The organism is Salipiger sp. CCB-MM3, assembly GCF_001687105.1.
GTDB lineage: Bacteria > Pseudomonadota > Alphaproteobacteria > Rhodobacterales > Rhodobacteraceae > Salipiger.
Map to the genome: position 1 here is coordinate 131,908 of NZ_CP014597.1, position 19,718 is coordinate 151,625.

The 19,718-nt window shown below is 57.7% G+C and carries 16 protein-coding genes; 5 read left to right on the top strand and 11 right to left on the bottom strand.

The genetic code is table 11. From position 1 onward, the window contains the following. The first annotated feature begins 1,040 nt into the window (after positions 1 to 1,040). The 3 genes from AYJ57_RS20985 (at position 1,041) to AYJ57_RS20995 (ending at position 4,829) form a co-directional block, all read left to right on the top strand. Entirely contained in the window at positions 1,041 to 2,192 is a 1,152-nt protein-coding gene (locus tag AYJ57_RS20985; protein WP_157374336.1) for a hypothetical protein, read from the top strand. Positions 2,193 to 2,376: 184 nt separating this feature from the next. Further along, positions 2,377 to 3,306 (top strand): hypothetical protein, encoded by a 930-nt coding sequence (locus AYJ57_RS20990; RefSeq protein ID WP_066110685.1) that lies wholly within the window; start codon positions 2,377 to 2,379, stop codon positions 3,304 to 3,306. A gap of 863 nt (positions 3,307 to 4,169) precedes the next feature. Then, entirely contained in the window at positions 4,170 to 4,829 is a 660-nt protein-coding gene (locus AYJ57_RS20995) for a class I SAM-dependent DNA methyltransferase (RefSeq protein WP_066110688.1), read from the top strand. Between the two features lie 387 nt (positions 4,830 to 5,216). On the opposite strand, the gene AYJ57_RS21000 is transcribed toward AYJ57_RS20995, so the two are convergent. From AYJ57_RS21000 to AYJ57_RS21040, 11 genes are all read right to left on the bottom strand, one after another. After that, positions 5,217 to 6,353, bottom strand: coding sequence for a sensor histidine kinase (locus AYJ57_RS21000; RefSeq protein WP_083191427.1), 1,137 nt, complete (start codon positions 6,351 to 6,353; stop codon positions 5,217 to 5,219). After that, positions 6,350 to 7,360 (bottom strand): ATP-binding SpoIIE family protein phosphatase, encoded by a 1,011-nt coding sequence (locus tag AYJ57_RS21005; protein ID WP_066110690.1) that lies wholly within the window; start codon positions 7,358 to 7,360, stop codon positions 6,350 to 6,352. The genes AYJ57_RS21000 and AYJ57_RS21005 overlap by 4 nt, the downstream gene beginning before the upstream one ends. Then, positions 7,357 to 7,776: an ATP-binding protein gene (locus AYJ57_RS25660; RefSeq protein WP_237220276.1), complete on the bottom strand. Its 420-nt coding sequence runs from the start codon at positions 7,774 to 7,776 to the stop codon at positions 7,357 to 7,359. The genes AYJ57_RS21005 and AYJ57_RS25660 overlap by 4 nt, the downstream gene beginning before the upstream one ends. Further along, positions 7,769 to 8,122 carry an STAS domain-containing protein gene (locus AYJ57_RS21010; protein ID WP_066110692.1) on the bottom strand — a complete coding sequence of 118 codons (354 nt, stop codon included), beginning with the start codon at positions 8,120 to 8,122 and terminating at the stop codon, positions 7,769 to 7,771. The genes AYJ57_RS25660 and AYJ57_RS21010 overlap by 8 nt, the downstream gene beginning before the upstream one ends. 1 nt (position 8,123) lies before the next feature. Then, positions 8,124 to 8,999: an STAS domain-containing protein gene (locus AYJ57_RS21015; protein ID WP_066110694.1), complete on the bottom strand. Its 876-nt coding sequence runs from the start codon at positions 8,997 to 8,999 to the stop codon at positions 8,124 to 8,126. A 520-nt stretch (positions 9,000 to 9,519) separates the two neighbouring features. Further along, positions 9,520 to 9,888, bottom strand: coding sequence for a response regulator (locus AYJ57_RS21020; protein WP_066110696.1), 369 nt, complete (start codon positions 9,886 to 9,888; stop codon positions 9,520 to 9,522). 561 nt (positions 9,889 to 10,449) lie between these two features. Continuing rightward, the gene (locus tag AYJ57_RS21025) at positions 10,450 to 11,016 is read right to left on the bottom strand and encodes a hypothetical protein (RefSeq protein ID WP_066110698.1); all 567 of its coding nucleotides are present in this window, start codon (positions 11,014 to 11,016) and stop codon (positions 10,450 to 10,452) included. A 135-nt stretch (positions 11,017 to 11,151) separates the two neighbouring features. Further along, positions 11,152 to 12,732, bottom strand: a complete 1,581-nt coding sequence (locus AYJ57_RS21030) for an SLC5 family protein (RefSeq protein WP_066110700.1) — start codon at positions 12,730 to 12,732, stop codon at positions 11,152 to 11,154. Positions 12,733 to 13,227: 495 nt separating this feature from the next. Further along, complete coding sequence (locus AYJ57_RS26250) at positions 13,228 to 13,398, bottom strand: hypothetical protein (protein WP_193789567.1); 171 nt, start codon at positions 13,396 to 13,398, stop codon at positions 13,228 to 13,230. A 205-nt stretch (positions 13,399 to 13,603) separates the two neighbouring features. Further along, positions 13,604 to 14,932, bottom strand: coding sequence for a Y-family DNA polymerase (locus AYJ57_RS21035; protein ID WP_066110703.1), 1,329 nt, complete (start codon positions 14,930 to 14,932; stop codon positions 13,604 to 13,606). An 816-nt stretch (positions 14,933 to 15,748) separates the two neighbouring features. Further along, entirely contained in the window at positions 15,749 to 16,549 is an 801-nt protein-coding gene (locus tag AYJ57_RS21040; RefSeq protein ID WP_066110705.1) for a hypothetical protein, read from the bottom strand. A 64-nt stretch (positions 16,550 to 16,613) separates the two neighbouring features. Here AYJ57_RS21040 and AYJ57_RS21050 point away from each other — a divergent pair. Beyond that, a protein-coding gene (locus AYJ57_RS21050) for an IS3 family transposase (RefSeq protein ID WP_157374337.1) occupies positions 16,614 to 17,965 on the top strand; the annotation gives its coding sequence in 2 pieces (ribosomal slippage) (positions 16,614 to 16,950 and positions 16,950 to 17,965; 1,353 coding nt in all). Between the two features lie 526 nt (positions 17,966 to 18,491). Further along, entirely contained in the window at positions 18,492 to 19,706 is a 1,215-nt protein-coding gene (locus tag AYJ57_RS21055) for an MFS transporter (protein ID WP_083191429.1), read from the top strand. The last annotated feature ends 12 nt before the right edge of the window (positions 19,707 to 19,718 follow it).

Sequence of the window (19,718 nt, forward strand, 5' to 3'; positions counted from 1 at the left end):
CATAAACAGGGAGAAGCAGAATGCTCCGCCGCTCGCAGTCGCAGGAGGCTGTTATCAGACCCGATCAGAGGTCAAAAGTCACTGGTCGCTAGAAGCGCCCGGAGGTCCTCCCGCGGTAAAGGCGGAGGGCCGAATGGCTTCCTAGGGCGCGCAATGGCTGCTCTGAAATGCCTGCCCGGCTCTCGCTGCGGAGCTCCTTATTTATATGGCTTCTTCGATTTCGCGTAAGGATTTTCGAGAGCTTCGTAACAAAGATGTTGAAACCCTCATGAGTTAGCTGGCCGAGGCTGCCTACTTCAGATCGATCTCAACATCTTTGTTACGAAATTAATCATCCGCGGTACTTAGTTAGCGAGTAATGGGGAGAGACCTACCAAAATAGAATTTTAGAGGCCCACTGGATAAGCACAGCTATCCATCACCTCCCCGAAGGGATGCTGCTCATCGCACGTCCCTTTCCATGACAGAAGTCATTCCAAAGGACAAAACGATTTCACATCGAAAGGAGCCCAGACGATGTCTGACCCACAAGACCCAAAAGGGTCCCAAACGGCCCGCCCAAAGGACGCCCCAGGCACAGGCCGCGCCGACGGCACCCGCCCCAAGGCCCAGCAGGCCCCCACCGCCTCCGGCACCAGGGACACCGCCCCGCCGTCCCGGCACGGCTCCAAGCCCAAGCTTGGCGGGCTCACCCTCCGGCCAACCCGGAAGGCCCCGGCCTCCTCCAATGTTGACACCCCCAGCCCCGCTGACGCCAGGCTCCCAACATCTTCCAATGTTGACACCAAACAAGCCCGCCCCGCCGGCCGCGGCTCAGGCTCCTCCAATGTTGACACATCTGGCCCCTCCTCCGCCAAGGCGCGGCCTCCGACAGCTCCAATGTTGACACCCAAGGCACTGGGCAGCGATCGACATCGCCGACACCCGAGCGACCGAGGCCTGTCCTCTCGAGCCTTAAGTTCCCTGGCAGTACCAGCAGCAAGGCTCCCACCGCCACGGCTCCACTCGATCCCTCAAAGCCACCCGGGCCTGATCCCGACGTGCTGGCACGAGTGAAGGCATCCAAGAAGAAACTGGAGGCAGCCCACAAGGACCTCGACCAGTCGGATGGCGCCACGCCCTCAATGAAGTCGCCCAGCGCACAGGCGCGGGAGAACACTACCGTGTCTAAAGCGACGTCCTCCCAGTACCTCGACCGCGGCCGCATGCTCATCAATCGCTACAAACGACAGCAAGGGCTTCCGCAAGACTACGATGACTTCTCGGCGACCGAGTTCGTTGCATGGCTGATCTCCAACAAGCCTGACCTGAAGTCGTCGACATGGCGCGTCTACCGACAGGCCGCGTATCACACGCTTATGGGGAAACCGGACCCGGACATCGATGTGGCTCTCGACATGCTCGACAACGATATCGTCGAAGGGGACGAGGCCTCCGGAAAGCGCAGTGGTAAACAAGACCGCCTGGCCAAGAGGACGTCGGCCATGAAGGAGAAGAAGTTTCCGAAGGCGGAAATGGACATGGTCTTCGCTTACCTGCAGTACAAATCGCGCTCGAAGATGGCGCCGATCCTGCGGGATTGGCTGGAGGCTACAGTTCACACTGGTCTTCGCCCCGTTGAGTGGAGGGCCACCGCTTTTCAGAGCTACCAGGACCCGAAGACCAAGCGTCGCTACTGCTGGCTCTATGTTCTAAATGCCAAGGCGACCAACGCGCGGGGCAACGGCGTCGTCCGAACCCTGGATCTGTCTGAGCTCCCTTCGCCGATCATGAACGCAGTCGCCCGCATGTCCAGCCGTGGTCTCGAGTGGCATGAGGAGGGTCGCTTCGACAACGTGAAGTCCCAGGTTGGCCAGCTGCTCTACACGATCGGCGAGGACATCTTCCCGCGGCGCAAGAAGCACTTCTCCCTCTACAGCTGCAGGCACCAGTTCGTGGCCAACATGAAATCGGTCCTCGAGCCGGCGGAGGTCTCGGCGCTGTCGGGACATGTGGTAACCAGAACAGCTCGTGAGTTCTATGGACGGGCCCAGTCGGCTTGGGGGATCGACGACATTGGACCGCATGCTCGACCGATCGCCGAAGAGGTTGCGACCGTTCAGCAGTCTGCAGACTTCTATGAAGCCCGGATCGAGAACCTGAAATTGGCTGGCGTGCTTCACGGGAACACAAACTCTGAATTCCCGAGTTAGCGGAGATCAGATAAATTTGGTTTGCATGCAGATCTGCGCCCAGGTGCATCGTTGCGCCCGGGTTCGCCGGGCCCGCTGATACCAACGCGATCTTCCACCGGCCGCATTTCGACTTCACGCTTGTGGAAATGGGTTATTTACTCATAATCCAGTTTTACTTGATGAGTATTATCAGGAGTATTTCATGAGTACCTCGCAGATTTTACGAGCCTTCCTCATCGCAGCTTGCAGCAGCCTATCTTTCACTGCTCAAGCTGAAGTACCTGCAAATATCAGGATCGGCCTGGGCCACCAAGTGATCACTACCGGAGGCCGCGTGAGCTTGGATGAATTTCTTGAATTGAACAGGGATGGAGCTGATCCTGCAAATCTCATGTCGCTCTCCGAGTCCTTGAGGCCGTGTCAGAAACCAGGGTACATTGTGGACATCGGAGGCGTGCCTGTGCCCGATGAACGTGCGTTCGAGGAGATCGTACGCCTGTCTGCGCTATTTGCCGGCAGTGCCCACATTACCTGTGAGATCGGCGCGCAGAGAGCATCAGCGGTCGTGAACCCGGTGATCGAAACCCGAGGCGCAACCGGTGATTGGCTGATCGACGTCAAACCATCTCCAGATGTGTTGAGCGACCTACTCGCTTTGAGCATGGAAACAGCGGTCGACTACGGCATCAACATGGGTGAGTGGCGAACTGGCGATGATCCTGACAAGATCGTATTTCTCGAGAATGGCCGGGAGAGCAGCGCCTATGAGGTACGCGACGATCACTTTGTTGGGTCGCTATTTGGAGAAGATGCAGAAGATCAGCAACTCCTCGTTGAAATTGTGAAGGCAATGGGACATGAGCCTAAAGTCGTCACAAAACTAGCTCCAGATGACTTCCCCGTTGAGATTACGTTCAGCGCGATCGACCCATTCACTTTCTTTCTCGACCTCAGGAACCACCTAGGAAATCTCTTCGCGCTGCGTTTCGTACACTCGAACTACCACATGATTGCCACCGGCCATGATCTCGACAGGATGGAAGGAAAGTCGAACGGACCAGAACCGACCCGGCAACAAATTCTCGAGGAAGCACTCCGCAACTTCGAGAAGTTGGCTGAGTTGGCCAAGTGAGGCCTGAACCACTAACTGGGAACTCGTCCTAGAACTAGAGATCGCCACCGCTCACCAGGCCGTCCCCGTCTATGAAGCCCGGATCGAGAACCTGAAATAGGCTGGTGTGCTTAACGGGAACACAAACTCTGAATTCCCAAGCTGATTATGACCCCAATGAGGCAAGGTTTTACGAATAATTTACGCGCAGAGCGTTAAGCGATTCTCAGGGTATCTGTGAGTGGTGATTGTGTGAGTGCCCTGCCTTTTGGGAAACTGGCGGAATTTTTCTTCGCTACCAGAGGGGATATCGCATTTTCGGATTTTCCATCGCCCCCGTCTCGGTCATTGGCCAAGGCGGGGGCTTTTTCATGAAGTACAGGCTCTCAAGCGAACCCACCAAACCCCATGAAGCCCACAGTCGGGTTGCTCCCGTCGCGACCGACCTGACAGCGCCATGGGGCACCGCTTGGTCCAATCCGCATGTAGACCAGGCTACCCGTCTGCGAGTTGGCGGACCCCACAACCCTCAGCTTGCCCGAGGTTTCAGTTGCGAGCTTCGCCCGGCATGCCTTCTCGGCCGCCTTGCTTGCTGCATGACTGCCCTCGACAAAGGGTGGACCTGGAAGTGGCTGCATTTGTGGCCCGCTTGGACCACAGGACCCTAGAGCGGCCAAGAGCCCCGCGGCGATCACACCCCCAAAAATCTTCATCCCTACACCTTTCGTTAACGGGTACGATCGCATCGTGAAATGCATGAGCCCAGCTCGCAACAGACTTGGGGGCTTACCGCGACACTGAGAGGCTATCCGCCGAGGCTGGACATCGGCCGACGCACTCGAGAGCTTTGGCGTGCAAAAGATCTGAGGGGACACTGGATCGATATGACGAAAGACGACGACACCAAGAACCAAGATACCCAAGCGTTCGATCTCAAGTCTGGGAGCACGGACGCCAAGACGATCTCCGCGTACTACGACAAGTGGGCCTCGACCTACGACGAGACTTTGAATTCCTGGAACTACCGTACGCCTTCTGACGCGGCCAAATTGTTGGCGCCGGAGCTCGAACCAGGCGCCTTTGTCTTAGATGTCGGATGCGGAACCGGCCTTTTCGGTGACGCACTGGCTCGCGGCGGTGATTTCAGGATTATGGGCATGGACATCTCAAGGGGCTCGATTGAGATGGCGAAGTCTCGTTGGCTGTACGACGGCTTCATCGAGCATGATCTCCAAAATCGCCCCTTGCCTGTGCTCGATAACGCGATGGATGCAGCCGCCTGCGTGGGGGTCCTGACTTACGTCGAGGATGCAGGGGCGCTTCTGCAAGATATCTGCCGATGTGTCCGACCAGGCGGCAGCGTGATCTTCACTCAGAGAACCGATCGCTGGGAGATGCTCGATTTCGGGAAGACAGTAACCGCGATGGAGGACGCAGACATTTGGGACGTCGTGAAAATCACAGACCCCATGAACTATCTTCCCGGACACGAGGATTTTGGCGATGAAATCAAAGTCCACCACGTGCTCTGCAAGGTCCTGTGACATTCCAAGAAGAGCTCCAACGGCCGCGAAGAACATCACGCGACATCACGGCGGCGTGATCTCAAACAATATGCCTGAGGCATAAAGACTCTGAAAAAATGGTACATTGGTTACCCACTTTCAGGATCTGGGTAACGAAACGACCATTTTTTCAGGGTGCATTTTTAGGGTGCGTGATCTCCCATTGGAGATTTAGGACCCTGAGCTGGGGATGGTCGGAAGCCGGTTATAGCCGGGCTCGCAGATGGAGCCCTCGCAATCTTCCTGAGGTGCGTGTGAATGTGGATTTCAGCGAGCAGCCAACGACAAACGGAACTCGCCACCGTCCAATTCAGAGATTGAGACCTTACGCTGACAAGGCTTCATCGCTCATCGAACTTTTCAGGATCAGAGCTTGGGAGGGAACTTAACATTAACGGACAGACCATCGCTTCCGTCGACAGTCAGCGTCGCATCATGCTGGAACGTTAGCGTTCGGATCATGCGCCATCCCAATGAGTTCGAACGCTCCGGTCGCTCAGCGCCGTCTGGAAGGCCTACCCCGTTGTCAGAGACCATCATCATAAGGCCAGTCTCGAAATCGCCGGAAACAGTGCAAGTGATCGTACCTGTGTCTCTCCCTACGAACGCATATTTGTAGGCATTCGTGACCAGTTCACCAACGATCAGGCCGATATCGATCGCAAGCTTGCTTTCCATCCGCAGAGGCCCGCAGTTCACTTTGATGTCGACACGGAGGCTGTCGCCGCTGAAGGCGCGCTCGGCATTCCTGGCGACCTCACTCAACATCTCATTAAGGTCGATCTCACCGGACGCGGCAGCCCTCTGCATCAACTCGTGCGCCTTTGCCAGAGAGCCAACTCTGATCTCCAACTCACCCAATACCTGCTTGGTCTCGTCTGCTTCGGCCTGAGACTTGCTCATGCGTACCAACGCAACGATGAGAGCTAGATTGTTACCGGTGCGGTGATGCAGCTCTTGCATAAGGAGCTCGTGATCCGCCAGGCTTTCCGTCAACTCTCGGTTCTTCTCAGCAAGCTCTGCTGCAGGGTCTTTGGATTTCAACTCCGCCAAGGCTAGCGCGGCCTTATCGACGAGGTTTGAGCAATCGACCTTACAGTCCGCGGATTGGAACGCGGCATCGATACGCGTCCCTTCACTGCCAGTCTTCACGTCGAACCGCGATGCGATCCTTTGCACCCCTCGCAGACCGAGCCCCATGCCTGTCGACGAAGAGGAGGCCCCCTCGGGGTCTAGGTACTGATCAGGAATGCCGGTACCTTGGTCCGAGACCGTTACTCCCAAAGCTGGCCGCCCTCTGAATTCAACGATTGAGAAGGTCGCTTTCCCTCTGTGGCCGTGCTCGATCGCGTTGCGGCCAAGTTCGACAACTGCAGTGACCGCCCTGGTTCGTTCGAAGTCTCTGAAATTCAGGACCCCCGAGAGCACCCGGGAGACTTCTCGGAGGCGCGAGATGTCCTCCGACTTTTCGAGCACGACTGTCGTTAGCTTAGAAGATTTCAACGCTCAGGCTCCTGCGTAACCCTCAAGACTATGATGCTGGCATCGTCTCGCCCCCGAAACGCCCGATCGAGGAAAAAGCCGGCAATCAGCAGTGGGCTCTTTCTGAGAAGGCCTGGTGGAAAATGCGCTTCTCTCAAAGTCTTCAGACCGTCGCTGTGCAAGATGACGAGATCGTTCGCCATCAGTTCCAAAGTCTCTTCGTAGCCACGCGTGGGCCCGGCTCCGATGCGCCCATCCCGAACGGCCATGCGTTGCACGCCTGTTTCACCGATACGGATCGTTGAGATGTTGCCAAGGCCCGCGTAGCTCATCACCATTTGCGGTTGGGCGACGTGGACGATGGCCGCTACTGCCCCACGCCTTCCAACCAGCTTTTCAGTGATTTGCCGCATTGTCTGGCCAGGCTCCGCCGAGAGGCCTCCGGCTGCCCAAGCAGCCTCGAAAACTTCTTCTGAGGCCGCGGCCGCGTCCGGACCATGCCCCAAACCATCGCACATCAGGATGTCTGTCGCGCCTTTGGTCTCTCTGATCAGAAAGTCGTCACCGCACTGCTGCTCCAAGGGATGGCAAACGCGCAGTCCTGCCAACTCGATCCCCGGTGCGGTAGGCCCAGCTGCTGCAGAAAACGTGCAAACGATCGTTGTCCCGAAGTCAGGCGAGCTGAAGATGTCGAACGTGTCGGAGAGCCTTCTGATGGCACCTAGTCCAAGGCCCGCAGAGTCGGTGCTGCTCTCGCCATCCTGGAACATCCGGTCTGCGTCCGAGATGCCAGGCCCTTTGTCGGTGAACACCAGCGCAACGCTTTTCTGGCCCCCTCGTTGGACGACATCGATCAGAGCGCGGCCGCGATCCGCATAGCGAAGGATATTCGTTGTGGCTTCGGTCGCGACGATGGCCAGCTCGTCGATGCGGACTTCCGACAACCCAATCTCCTGGCCATGTCTTCGCGCCAGTCGCCTCACGACAGCAACGGCACTTCGGTCGTCGATCTCAACCCATTGGTTCATAACTTCACGCTCATCGAAACGATGGTACCTTCCCCGGGCGTGGACCGGATATCGAAGCCATGCGATAGACGTTTGGCCCCACCCAATCCGCGACCAAGTCCACCGCGGGAAGTGTAACCATCGGACATCGCCAGTGAGATGTCTTCGATACCAGGACCCTTGTCCCGGCACTCGACAACCAGATATTCGTTGCGCTTGTCGAGATAAATCGAAATCTCGCCCCCGCCACCGTGCACAATCGCGTTTCGTGCGATCTCACTGACCGCCGTCGCAAAGCGCGTGACGCGTAAAGTGGATGCACCACGATCTTTCATAAAGCGAGCCACTGCTTGGCGCGCTGCAACAACGTCCCTACTGACCGCAAGATTGATCGACGCCAGCAGGGGACCGTTCGGCTTCCCCTGCAGATCAGTCACGTCTTAGCTGAGACAGAGCATGAGTGAGGCTGAGCGCTGTTCGGACTTCAGGCAAGTACATGCCGAGTTCCACGAGCGTCACCGCCACCGCCGGCCGCATGCCTACCACGTAGGTCTCCGCTGCCAGAAGCCTGGAGATACCGGCAAGCTGCGCGATCACGCGACCAACGAAGGTATCGACGATCTCGAGCGCACTGATGTCTAGGATGACGCCCTTCACGTCATCCTTCGCAATGCGGTTCGAGAGTGTTTCTTGGAGATCCACGATTTCAGTGTCCGTGACATCGTCCTGGATCGACACGAGAAGGGCGTTCTCGACCAGGTTTATCGATGTGACACCCGACACGTCAGGAAGCCTCTGTGGTCTTGATGACGTATCCGACTTTCAGAAGGGCATCGGACAGGGCGGTTCGGATGCTCGATCGGGTGGACACGGTACCAACATCAATGCCGAGCTGAACCATGGTCTGAGCAATCATCGGGCTGATACCACTGATGATACACTCCGCTCCCATCAGTCGCACGGCAGCGGCCGCACGCAAGAGGTGCTGAGCAACCTGGGTATCGACCGTTCCAACCCCAGTGATATCCATGATCACCACTTCGGCCTGACGTTCGAGAATGGTTTGCAGAAGGTTCTCCATGACCTCCTGGGCGCGGGCGGAGTCCAGCGTGCCAATCAGAGGCAGCGTGAGGACACGGTCCCAGAGCTCAACGACCGGGGTTGAGAGCTCGAGCATCTCCTGACGCTGACGCTCAATGATCTGATCGCGCTCGGCGATGAAGATTTCATTCGTGTAGATCGCGAACGCATCGACCAGCCGGGTCACAAGAAGGACATCACGGATAAGGATCGATTGCTCGACGTCCGGCATGGCTTCCAAGCGCTTGAAGAGCGGAGCCTTAAGAGCCAACACGAAAGTGGCCATCTCAGTCGGGGTCACACCGCGGCTTACACGTTCCTTGCTCACGTCAGCCAGCACTGCACGTAGATCGGCCCACTCATCGTCATCGAGACTGAACTCTTCGTTCGCAACGCCTGAGCGGACGCCTTTCGAAAACGCCTTAAGGAGCTCTTGGTTCTGCGTCCGGCTTTCCGCATCTGAGAAGAGGTCAGACCGCTTCACCCCTTCTTTGACCTGTGTTCCAAGCCACTCTTCCACGACCCCCGAGAAGTCATTGTCGAGGATGGTCAGTATGTTCGCCGTCGCAGATTGCGGCATCGTAGCCCCCAGCGCTGAATGATTACGCAGATAAGCCAGTTAAGGGTCAGGGAGTCAACGTCGATACCGCGTCCTCTGAGTTGAAAGTCTCGCAAGATCCGAGGCTTAGACATGCATCTTAAAGGCCGGAAAACTTGAGAGCTTAATTTCCTGAGTGTTTGCATGACGAAAGGGGTCTGCAGCGTGCCCCGCGCCCCATCAACCGCGCTCTTCGTGTCCCTTTGAGGCCACATTGTGTGATAAGCTGCGCAAGCGTGGAACCAAATGGCGTTTCACGTTGCCGATGTGGGACCCAGGTACGACGGGAGGAGGTCATACGTAATGGGAAAGCGAAAAGACAAAACCTCAATCAAGGACCGGCACAAAACTGCACCCGGGCCCGCGGTCTTCCCGACGCCATTTCTGATTATTGCTGGCTATGGGTTGGCAATCGCAATAGCGATCATCGCATCACATGCGCTTCTTGACCTATGAGCGCACACGCGAGGCCCAGGAAGCTGCTTCTGACGATTTTCAGGATTTAGCCTGGGAGAGCCGGATCGAGGGTTTGCAGCCGCTTGAGAGCTCCAATCAAGGTGCCCGGCGCCACTGGCTTCATGCAGCACTCAGCGTCGGGGAACGTGTTCGTTATGTCGCCCTTCACGAGGTGCCCCGAGTGAAAGATGATGCCGACGCCCATTTCTTTAAGCTGATCTGCGACCGGAAAGACCTCACCGTCTGCCAAGCGCACATCGAGCACCGCAAGGTCGGGCTTCATTAACGCCAACGCGGACATGGCTTTAGAGACCGAAGGGTAAGACCCGACGACGTCGAATCCGGCATCCTCAAGGATCATCTGGAGGTCGAGGGCCACGAGCGCCTCATCTTCGCAAATCAGAACTTTGGTCATTGCGGCGGCTCTCTCTCAATGCTCGACATATTATGTCACATAAGCCGGTAGCCCTGCGGTTGGTTCCCAAGTATGTCGATCGCAGGCCCAAATTTTCAGAGAGTTGCAGCCTGGCATCAGCTCTGCGCCCATCGTGCAGGCCACCGAGGCGAACGCGAAGCGACTTTCTCGAAAGCCTAGTGCGGCCTGATCAGCCTGTCGGATAGCGAATGCGACGTCACCCTGCACACGAAACACTGGGAGTGTGAAGGTCCGACAGGAGACCCAGGCGCAGGGTCGGACATCGCATTCAATCCAGAGGTAGCCTGCCCTCTTAGGCGACGGTCGGCACCGCCAAAACGGCGCCGGCATAAGCACTGTCGGTCCATCGAACGCGATTGGGAGGTGCGGGGCGTGCTCCTGGGGATACGAACACGCCCCTTAGGGGACGCCGCGAGGGCCCAATTGGGGAATTGGGGACTGGCCCTGAGCGACGAGTGTCTAACAATCTAATGAAATTGCTTGTGACGCATTGATCGTCCGCAACCAGAGAGGGATTCGCAAGGCTAAATTGACCTAAGGTCACCTTTCATTTGCGAACCAGGGCAAATGAGCACCCCGCAATTGCACGTAAAGCTGCCGAAGTGTCGTGTCCCGATCCATCCTCACCACGGTCGTATCGATATCTCGCTCTGTCATCCTAAACGAGCTCGTCAGGAAATCCATGAACTGCTGAGAAGCGATGGCGTCCGGAGAAATGACTTCTGAAACCCGAGTGTTGTACCGGTAGGTCCGCCGCTCCTTCTTAGCCAAGCGTTCGATTGAGGCCACGAACTCGTGGAAAAAGGGTGGCTCCCACCTCCTCCTGCCTTTGGTGTTCTCACCCCTGTAATTTTCAGAGTTCTCATCCAGCGGCTGGCTCAGGATCTCATACATCTCGCCCAGCGTGGAGCTCCCGTCGAACCGAACCAGCCGCACGATCTCTTCCTCAGTCCTGTCGAAATGCGTCTGCAGAAATCGGGAAAGTACGCATCCGTCGATCATTTGCGGGCTGATAACATAGTCCAAAGTCGTGGTCTCTTTGAAATGCCCAGGCCGAACCGCGGCAATCGTCTGGAGCGAACATATCATTTCGTCGAATGCGAGCATCAACCGGAGACCTTCTCAACCTAACAGACCGGTCATCCTAAGCATGCCGGGAAGAATGACCAGAGCTGGTCCTGGTGTGCCCGAGAAAGAGCCTGCCTGCGGGGAGCATTGTCCATCGCAGGCAGGCCAGATTCCTCACCAGAACGAGATCAAGATCGCGGCCATTCCGGCAGCCAGCACCGCTGCCCAAAGGCGCACGTCCATCAATTTGTTTCCGCCCGTAGCATCAGCGGCCAAGGAATTTTTGGCGCGCCAGATTACGTCTTCCGCCGGAGGTTCTGTGGTGGGGAACAGCACAGACAGCCCCCAAAGGACCAGGCAGGACAGCACAGTCATGGCAACCACCGTCACGGTGTAGTGCAGCGGCCAGAGGTCGAATTGACCCAGCACGAAGAGCAGAACGCCCAGCGCATGCATTGAGAGCAACGTCATGAAGGCAGCCTTCTCGCTCATCTTCGAGCTCAAAGCCCCCAGGAAATAGACGGCGACGATCGGCGGTACGATGATCGAAAACGCCTGCTGCAAGTAGGACCAGATGCCGCCGGCATACTGAATAAGCGGAGCGACGATCACAGCAACAAGCATGAATGTCAGGGTGCAGATCGTGCCGTACTTGCGGCTGGTCTCGGGGCTCACTGGGTCTTCCGGCCGGGTGACAAAGTCATGCACGACAAGGGTCGACGAACTATTCAGGGTCGAGTCCACGGTAGACATGATTGCCGCCACCAAGCCCGAGAGCACCAAGCCGGTCAGACCCGCGGGCAGGATTTGAGTGATCATGACAGGGAACACCATGTCTTGCTCGGGCACATCCGGAAGCAGCGGAACCGCCATCGCTCCCGGGAGCACCATGATGAAGAGCGGCAAGCATTTCAGAAGGCCGCCGACAATAGCGCCACGCTGCGCTTGCTCGAGCCCCTTCGCCCCAAGGACGCGCTGCACGATGTATTGGTTGGTGACCCAATACCAAAACCCGAGGATCCACACGCCAAAGAGAAGACCCGGCCAGGGAAGGTTAGGGTCGTCCCAAGGTTTGATCAGATCGAGGTGCCCATCTGGCAGCGCTTCCCGGACGCTGTCCCAAGAGAACCCAAGCGATTGGAACATCAGGAAAGCGGTTATCGCACACCCGACGATCAAGACGACTGCCTGGAGCACATCGGTGTAGACCACGGCCTTCAACCCACCGGTGGCTGCGTATCCGCCAGCAAATACACCGATCGTGATACAACTCACCCATAGAGGGACGTCCGGGAAGAAGGTGGTCATCACCACTCCGCCGGCGTAGAGGCCACCGGCCGTATCTACGAGCACTGTGAAGAGGACGGTGAGCCCTGAAAAGTAGAGCCGAACACGCCGCGAATATCGGCGATCCAGCCACTCAGGCGTCGTGGTGATTTTCGATTTCAGGTAGAGCGGCGCAAAGATGAACGCCAAGAAGAGAAGCGGGATGCCCGACATCCACTCAAAGGCGGAGGTGGCGATGCCCGTGGCATATGCCGACCCAGTCAGGCCAATGATGGTCGTGGTCGAAATATTCGATGCGAAAAGTGAAAAACCAATGGCTGGCCAACCTAGGGACCTTCCGGCCAGAAATAAGTCTTCGCCTGTCTTGGTCTTGCGTGACACGTACACGCCGATGGCGAGCACGATGATGACGTAGAGTGCGATGACCGCCAAATCTAATGAGGAAATCTTCGACTGAACGGATTCCACAGTGGTCTCCTTTGTGTACTAGCATCGCTCACCGACCAGACGCAGACTGCGGTCTTCGGCTTCAGGGCCCTCTGCTACGCTGGCAAGGAGCGATGACATTTTCAGTGATTAGAAAGCCCTGCTTTCTCTGCGTGCCGGCCCAGATGTCTGATTTTTGACTGCCGGGGACTTGCGCCTGCCAGGCTGCTTCGTGGAGCCTTTTGCATTCTCGTTAATGTCCGCTCTGCGATGGCCAGCAGGATCGATCTGTTGGCTCCTCTGATCGATGACATTGTCGGCGGCATCGCGATGCTCGCGTGAGTTGGTCGCCGGAAGCTCTGACATGTGCTTTCTCCCTTGGGTTGAAACGCCACAGGTCAACGCATTGTAGCTCTATGTGTTCCAAGGCCTTGCGGGCCTCCATCGGAGCCGATGGTTCGAACTCCCACACCTCACAAACAGAAAGCCCGCCGGAGCGGATCTCCGACGGGCTCAAATTCAGGATGTTTGTCGTCTTCAGGCGATGGCGGCCTGATCGTGCTTCTCGCGATGGATCGAGACGGCCTCGAGCAGCAGCTCTGGGTCTTCACCCGCCGGGCAGACCCGCTGGGCGATATCGAAATCGGACATGCCGCGTTGGAGGAGCTGCTCGATGGCGGTGGACTGCTCGGTGCTGAAAATACCCATGTGAAAGTTCTCCTTTTTTGTGCCCAGACAAGGCAGCACCAGTAGGGCGACGAATATCGTCCACTGGCAGATGCTAGATGTAAGGGTGTCCACCGGGGCAGCCGATGGGAGCCCTTTGTTAGCACAAACAGAGAACTCCACCAAGACCTTTCGGCGCCTACCCGAGAGAAACGCTCAGTTCCGGAGGCCGCTTATCCGGTCCTCTCTAAAACGACAGGAACTGGGTCTCCTCGTCTGCCGTTGGAGCTTCGCTGAAGTCGGCTTCATCTGGGATCCGACCGAAGGCAATCTTGGCGCCGACGTAACCTCCGGAAATCTCGTCCTGCGCGCCTATGGAAAGGGCTTTCGCACCGTGAAGCCGGCGCAGGTCGTCCATCAGGTCGCTCAACTTCTCCCACTTCTCGCGTGAGGCACCGCCTCTCTCCTCATTAAGCGCGCCGCCGAAGAGGTCTCCAGTGATTTCAGCATCCGAGGCCAGGCCGTGCAACATGACGCTGACAGCGCGCGGTGCGAAGGGCAGCGATCGGCGGGCCTCACGCAACCCCTTAGACAACGAGCGAATGAAGGTGTGATCGTCCCGTGCCGCGGTGAAGCTATCATTCCAGGTCCATCGAGCGTCATCAGGCCCGCGTCCTCCCCGGAAGCTCAAGGTGAGCTTGGAAGCGCGCAGGTCGTCACGCCGCAACCGTCGGGCAGCGCTCAGGAGGAGTTGTCGGGCGCAGGCTTCCACCTTTTCGGGCGTCCTGGCATCCCGAGGTAGCTCTCGCCCGTGTCCATACATGCTTTTCTTCGTCTCTGGGCGTTCGGCGTGGAAACCGTGAAATTCATTCCAGAAACGCTCCCCCTCGACATTGCCCCAGATTTTCCGCGCTTGCTTAGGTGCGAGCTTCCACAGGTCCTCGAGACCATAGACCCCTGCGGCGGCAAGCCGGGACCCAATGCCTTTCGAGATGCCCGGCAGGTCATTGAGATCGAGATGAGACAAGCACCCTGGGAGGTCCCGCGCCTCGATAAGCGCAAAGCCATCCGGCTTGTTCATCTCGGCCCCCACCTTAGCGAGCAACTCAGTCGGCGCCATGCCGATCGAGCAGGTGAGCGCGGGACTGAACGCCTCTGCCAATGCAGCCTTGATGCGATCGGACAAGCCCCTGCCCTGCGCCGCCTCGCTTGGAGAGAGGTGACAGACGACTTCGTCGATGGAGCGCACGTGCGCCACGGGGAGAATGCTTCCGATGACCTCGAGAATACGTTTGTGCAGTCGGACGTACGCGTCGTGCCGTGCGATCACAAAGATCATATCCGGGATGACCTCGCGCGCCTCACGGATCGAGGCACCGGATTTCACCCCCCGCCCTTTGGCCTCCCGGCTAACCGCGATGCAGCTCGTATGCGGTGAATCCAGTGGAACCACACCCAAGGGGCGGCCTCGCAGGCTCGCGTTGAAGTGCTGCTCCGCGGAGGCGAAGAAGCTGTCGAAGTCGAGGTACAGGCGTTCGACCTTCGGCTGGCCACTGATCCCTTCTCGCTCCGTCATTTCGATCCCCTTCCAACGCACTGATATAGGTCGATGCTGTAGCTCGACGGAGGTCCAAACGTTAGCCCTCCAGCGAAATGCACCTACATGTTAAACCGAAGAAGCGCACGGCGAGGATGAGGCCATGGACGACGACACAAAGGCCTCTGAGAAGCTTCAGGTCTACTATGACGGCTCCTGTCCGCTCTGCAGCGCTGACAGCATCCCCTAGCGGCAAGGGGGCAACTTATAAGCCTAGCGCCGGCACTTGCCCGTCTGACCGGCTCCATGCAGAATGTGTCCGTGGTTTTCTGATTTCGCGTTTGACGGGATGCAAACATGCAAAAATTCAAGTTGGTAGCGGTTGCATTCACACTCTTGGCTATGACCGGCCCCTCATTTGCCCAAGAACGCTCAATCAGCAACCTCGATCAAATCCAATTGGCGCAAGCCTACTCCTGCGGGAAGACATGTGGAAAAGTAAGTAGTTGCCGAGAAGCCGTCTATCAGTGGTGCGTCTGCGGCTATAGTCGCGCCGACGGAGACAACGACGGCATACCTTGCGAAGCAGTTTGCGGGCAAAGTACCCCCACGACTCTCGAACGCATCAAGGCTTATAAGCGTGAGCTTGGGTGCAGGTGACGGCCCAAGCGCGACCTTAGCATTGCATTGCCTAGGCCGGTGAAGCGGACCTTCATCGCGAGACCATTGGGCGACCGACGAGCGGACGAAGCCGCCATGGCCACTTAAATGGCCAACTTCCTCTTTTTCAAGCAACTTGCTAGGCATACGCATCACCTCGCAGCAAATGCAATGCAGTGGCACGCTGTTTAGCGTTTAAAGGATATCCCAGACTCCAAGAGAAATCGCATTTGTTGCAAAGCCGGTCAAAAGTGGTGCGAACGTAGTCAATACAAACGTAAAATCGTTCAGTATAAATGGCTGGATTCCATTCAGTTCAAGATAAGTACTGACTTTAACCTTGTCTGTTGATGCGCGCACCCGAGCAAACTCATATATTTGAAGATTTTTGACCAAACAAACCGGTACAAACGTAAACAAGATTATGAAACTGTAACTAAGCCCCCAATAAGCTGAGAAAGATAGCATAAACTGAGTGAACTCAATCATCTCCGTTTGGCTCGTCATGCCAGTTCGCACTACGTGATGCCAAGAAAAAATAAAGATCATCGCAGATGATATTAAGAGTGAGGATAGATAGAAGCAGAATCTTACAGCCAATAGTTTCTCTCGAATAACAATGCACGCATTCTCAGGATCAAATATCTCAAAGTTCTTCACTATCAGAGAAATGGTTGAAAGCGCCAAGCTGACGGCGCCACAGACCACAGACATTAGAGCAATAATATACAGAGCGATGAAAGCCGAGCTCGGTAATTTCCAATCCTGAATTAAAGCAGGCTGTGCGTATTCCGCGAAGAACCCAAAAGTCAACCTCACAAAGTGACCGAAACCAATTACATAGCCAAAAAGATTGTACCCAACGAATAACATGCAAAGCAGCGTAATAGCGGCTGCGAAGAACCGCGTTTCTTTTGCGTTTGAGGATATAAGCCGCAAGTTATGAATTGAAGCTACGGCGGCAGTGAACAAAAGCTGTCCGGCGTCAGCGCCCATGGGACATCTGAATTGATTTCGGAAAGGAGGGTTTCTGGCTCATCGTAACCACCAAGGAGTGGAGATGAGACAGAAACCTGGAACACCCAAGCCTTCCGCCGAGAAGGTTGTGAAGGACATCCGCCGACGCACCCGCAAACAGCATTCGGCGGAGGAAAAGATCCGCATCGTGCTTGAGGGGCTTCGCGGCGAGGAGAGCATAGCCGAGCTTTGCCGGCGCGAGGGGATTGCGACGAGCCTGTACTACAGTTGGTCCAAAGAGTTTCTCGAGGCCGGCAAGAAGCGGCTTGCTGGTGACACGGCGCGCCAGGCGAGCAGCCCGGAAGTGAAGGTCCTGCGGGCTGAGGCCAGCGCGCTGAAGGAGGCCTTGGCAGAGGCCACCCTTGAGAACCGGCTGCTCAAAAAAAGTATGATCGGGGATGGGGGAGACCACGAATGAGGTACCCTGCATCCGAAAAGCTCGAGATTATCCGGCTCGTCGAGAGATCACATCTGCCCGCGGCGCGCACGCTGGAGATGTTCGGTATTCCGAAGACAACCTTCTATCGTTGGTACGACCGATACCGATCCCTTGGCGAGGCCGGTCTCGAGGATCGCCGACCCCACCCGGGTCGGGTCTGGAACCGCATCCCTGATGATGTCCGGCAGGATGTGGTCGGCTTGGCGCTGGAGGAGCCCGAACTCTCTCCACGGGAGCTTGCGGTGCGCTTCACAGATACGAAGAAGTACTTTGTCTCAGAGGCTTCGGTGTATCGCATCCTCAAGGCGCACGACCTGATCCCGAGCCCTGCCTTCATCGTGGTCAAGGCTGCGGACGAGTTCCGCGATAAGACGAGCCGGCCAAACCAGCTCTGGCAGACCGACTTCACGTACCTGAAGGTGATCGGTTGGGGTTGGTACTATCTGAGCACTATCCTGGATGACTTCAGCCGATATGTAATCGCCTGGAAGCTCTGCACGACCATGCGAGCCGAAGATGTCACTGACACACTCCAGCTCGCGCTGGAGGCGTCCGGTTGCGACCAGCCGACCGTGCTACACCGACCACGACTTCTCAGCGACAACGGCTCGTCCTACATCGCAGGCGATCTCGCAATCTGGCTGAAGGACAAGCAGATGGAGCATGTGCGCGGGGCCCCCAACCATCCGCAGACGCAGGGCAAGATCGAACGCTGGCACCAGACCCTGAAGAACCGCATCCTGCTGGAGAACCACTACCTCCCCGGCGCACTCGAGGCCGCGATCGAGACCTTCGTCGACCACTACAACCATCAACGCGTCCATGAGAGCCTCGGAAACGTCACCCCGGCCGACGTCTACTTCGGTCGCGCCAAAGCCATCTTAGCCGAACGAAGGAGGATCAAGTCCGACACCATCCGCCAGCGCCGCTTGCTCAACCGAACTCAGGCGGCCTAACCTCGAACAGTATGAGCCAGACCCTCCTGACCGGCTGAGCATTCCGGGTCCCAAATTATGTGATGACGGACAGGCCAATGATGCGGACATTCACTGCGAGAGCACTGGACGGCAGGCTCGCGGACTTTCCGGCCATTCGGCGATTAGCTGGTGCAATTGCAGTATGACGAAAGAATTACTCGCAGCCGCAGCAAGCGGGGTTCTGCGCCGCAGCGCAGATCACGATAGCGGTCGTTCAACGCCGCACCAAACCCGGGAGCCTAAACCCACCATTCGCTGCGCCTTGCCGCAGCGCCGCCGATGCGGACTCTGCGAACATTCGCTGCATTGCGGCAACTCTTCCCCTGGAATGGAGAGTGTCGCTTTCGCTTACGCTTGGGTGCTCGGAGGTGGCAAAAGAACCGCCCACCAAACAGAGCATCAAAACTGATGCCAACTTGGAATTTAACTTGACGCAACAGCTTCGGTATCGCTCCGGCATCCCGCTTGCCCTCCCGGCGAGCCCCTCAAGATATCGGAGTATTCCATGCCTATCGGAGTCTGGGCCCTGACGGCCGCGGCGCTCGCCATCGGAATGGCGGAGTTCGTGATCGTCGGCATCTTGCCCCAAATCGCGCGCGACACCGAGGTGAGCCTCGCCACCGCCGGTCTCACCGTCAGCATCTACGCTCTGGCGGTGGCTGTCGCCGCCCCTCTTCTCACCGCCGTCACCGGGCGGTTCGACCGCAAGAAGCTCGTGCTCGGGCTGATGGTGCTGTTTGTCATCGCCAACACGCTCTCGGCCCTCGCGCCGACCTTCGGCACGCTGCTGATCGGCCGCATCCTGTCGGGCGTGGTGCAGGGCGTCTTCTACTCGGTCGCCACGGTGGTCGCCGCACAGCTGGTGCCCAAAGAGAAGGCCGGGCAGGCTATCGCCACCATGTTCACCGGCATCACCCTGTCGCTGATCTCCGGCGTGCCGGTCGGCACGTTCATCGCGAATTATTTCGGCTGGCGCGCGACCTTCGTCGCTGTGACCGGCATCGGCGTGCTGTCCTTCCTCGCGCTGGCCTGGCTGCTGCCGCGCAACATCGAACGGCCCGCGCCCTCGTCCTTCCTTGAGCAGATGTCGGTGGTGCTGAAGCCGCGGCTGGCGCTGCTCTTCGCGATCACCCTCGTTGGCTATGGCGGCTCTTTCGTGGCCTTCACGTATCTCTCGCCGATCCTCGAGCAGTTCACCGGCATGTCCCCGAACGGGATCGGCACGCTGCTGTTCTTCTACGGCGTCGCCGTGGCGATCGGGAACCTGATCTGTGCCCGTATCGCCGACCGCGTTGGCGCCATGCCGGTGCTGCTTGGCATCTATGGCGTGATGGCGCTGGCGCTGCTGCTGCTGATCCCCTTCGCCGGCAACCTGATGACGGTCGTTCCGCTGGTGATCATCTGGGGCATCGTCGCCTTCGGCTCGGTGTCGATTCTACAGCTCTACGCGGTGAACCAGGCCAGCCTGATCGCCCCGCGACTGGTGAACGCGACGTCGAGCATGAACATCTCGGCCTTCAACCTCGGCATCGCGCTTGGTGCGGGCGGCGGCGGCTGGGTTGTCGATCACCTCGGGCTTGGGATGACCGGGCCGGTGGCCGGGATTGTGGTGCTGGCGGGCCTCGTGCTGGCGCTGATCAGCGCGCGCGTCGACCGCCGCCATTGTGCCGCGCTGCGCGCCGGGAACGGTGGTACCTGTCCGGACGAGGTTGCGGCCTGATCGGCAACACCC

Bases quoted from the DNA above. Each gene is read 5' to 3' on its own strand.
- AYJ57_RS20990 (WP_066110685.1), top strand. From the start codon at position 2,377: ATGAGTACCTCGCAGATTTTACGAGCCTTCCTCATCGCAGCTTGCAGC.
- AYJ57_RS20995 (WP_066110688.1), top strand. From the start codon at position 4,170: ATGACGAAAGACGACGACACCAAGAACCAAGATACCCAAGCGTTCGAT.
- AYJ57_RS21005 (WP_066110690.1), bottom strand. From the start codon at position 7,360: ATGAACCAATGGGTTGAGATCGACGACCGAAGTGCCGTTGCTGTCGTG.
- AYJ57_RS21015 (WP_066110694.1), bottom strand. From the start codon at position 8,999: ATGCCGCAATCTGCGACGGCGAACATACTGACCATCCTCGACAATGAC.
- AYJ57_RS21020 (WP_066110696.1), bottom strand. From the start codon at position 9,888: ATGACCAAAGTTCTGATTTGCGAAGATGAGGCGCTCGTGGCCCTCGAC.
- AYJ57_RS21025 (WP_066110698.1), bottom strand. From the start codon at position 11,016: ATGCTCGCATTCGACGAAATGATATGTTCGCTCCAGACGATTGCCGCG.
- AYJ57_RS26250 (WP_193789567.1), bottom strand. From the start codon at position 13,398: ATGGGTATTTTCAGCACCGAGCAGTCCACCGCCATCGAGCAGCTCCTC.
- AYJ57_RS21035 (WP_066110703.1), bottom strand. From the start codon at position 14,932: ATGACGGAGCGAGAAGGGATCAGTGGCCAGCCGAAGGTCGAACGCCTG.
- AYJ57_RS21040 (WP_066110705.1), bottom strand. From the start codon at position 16,549: ATGGGCGCTGACGCCGGACAGCTTTTGTTCACTGCCGCCGTAGCTTCA.
- AYJ57_RS21055 (WP_083191429.1), top strand. From the start codon at position 18,492: ATGCCTATCGGAGTCTGGGCCCTGACGGCCGCGGCGCTCGCCATCGGA.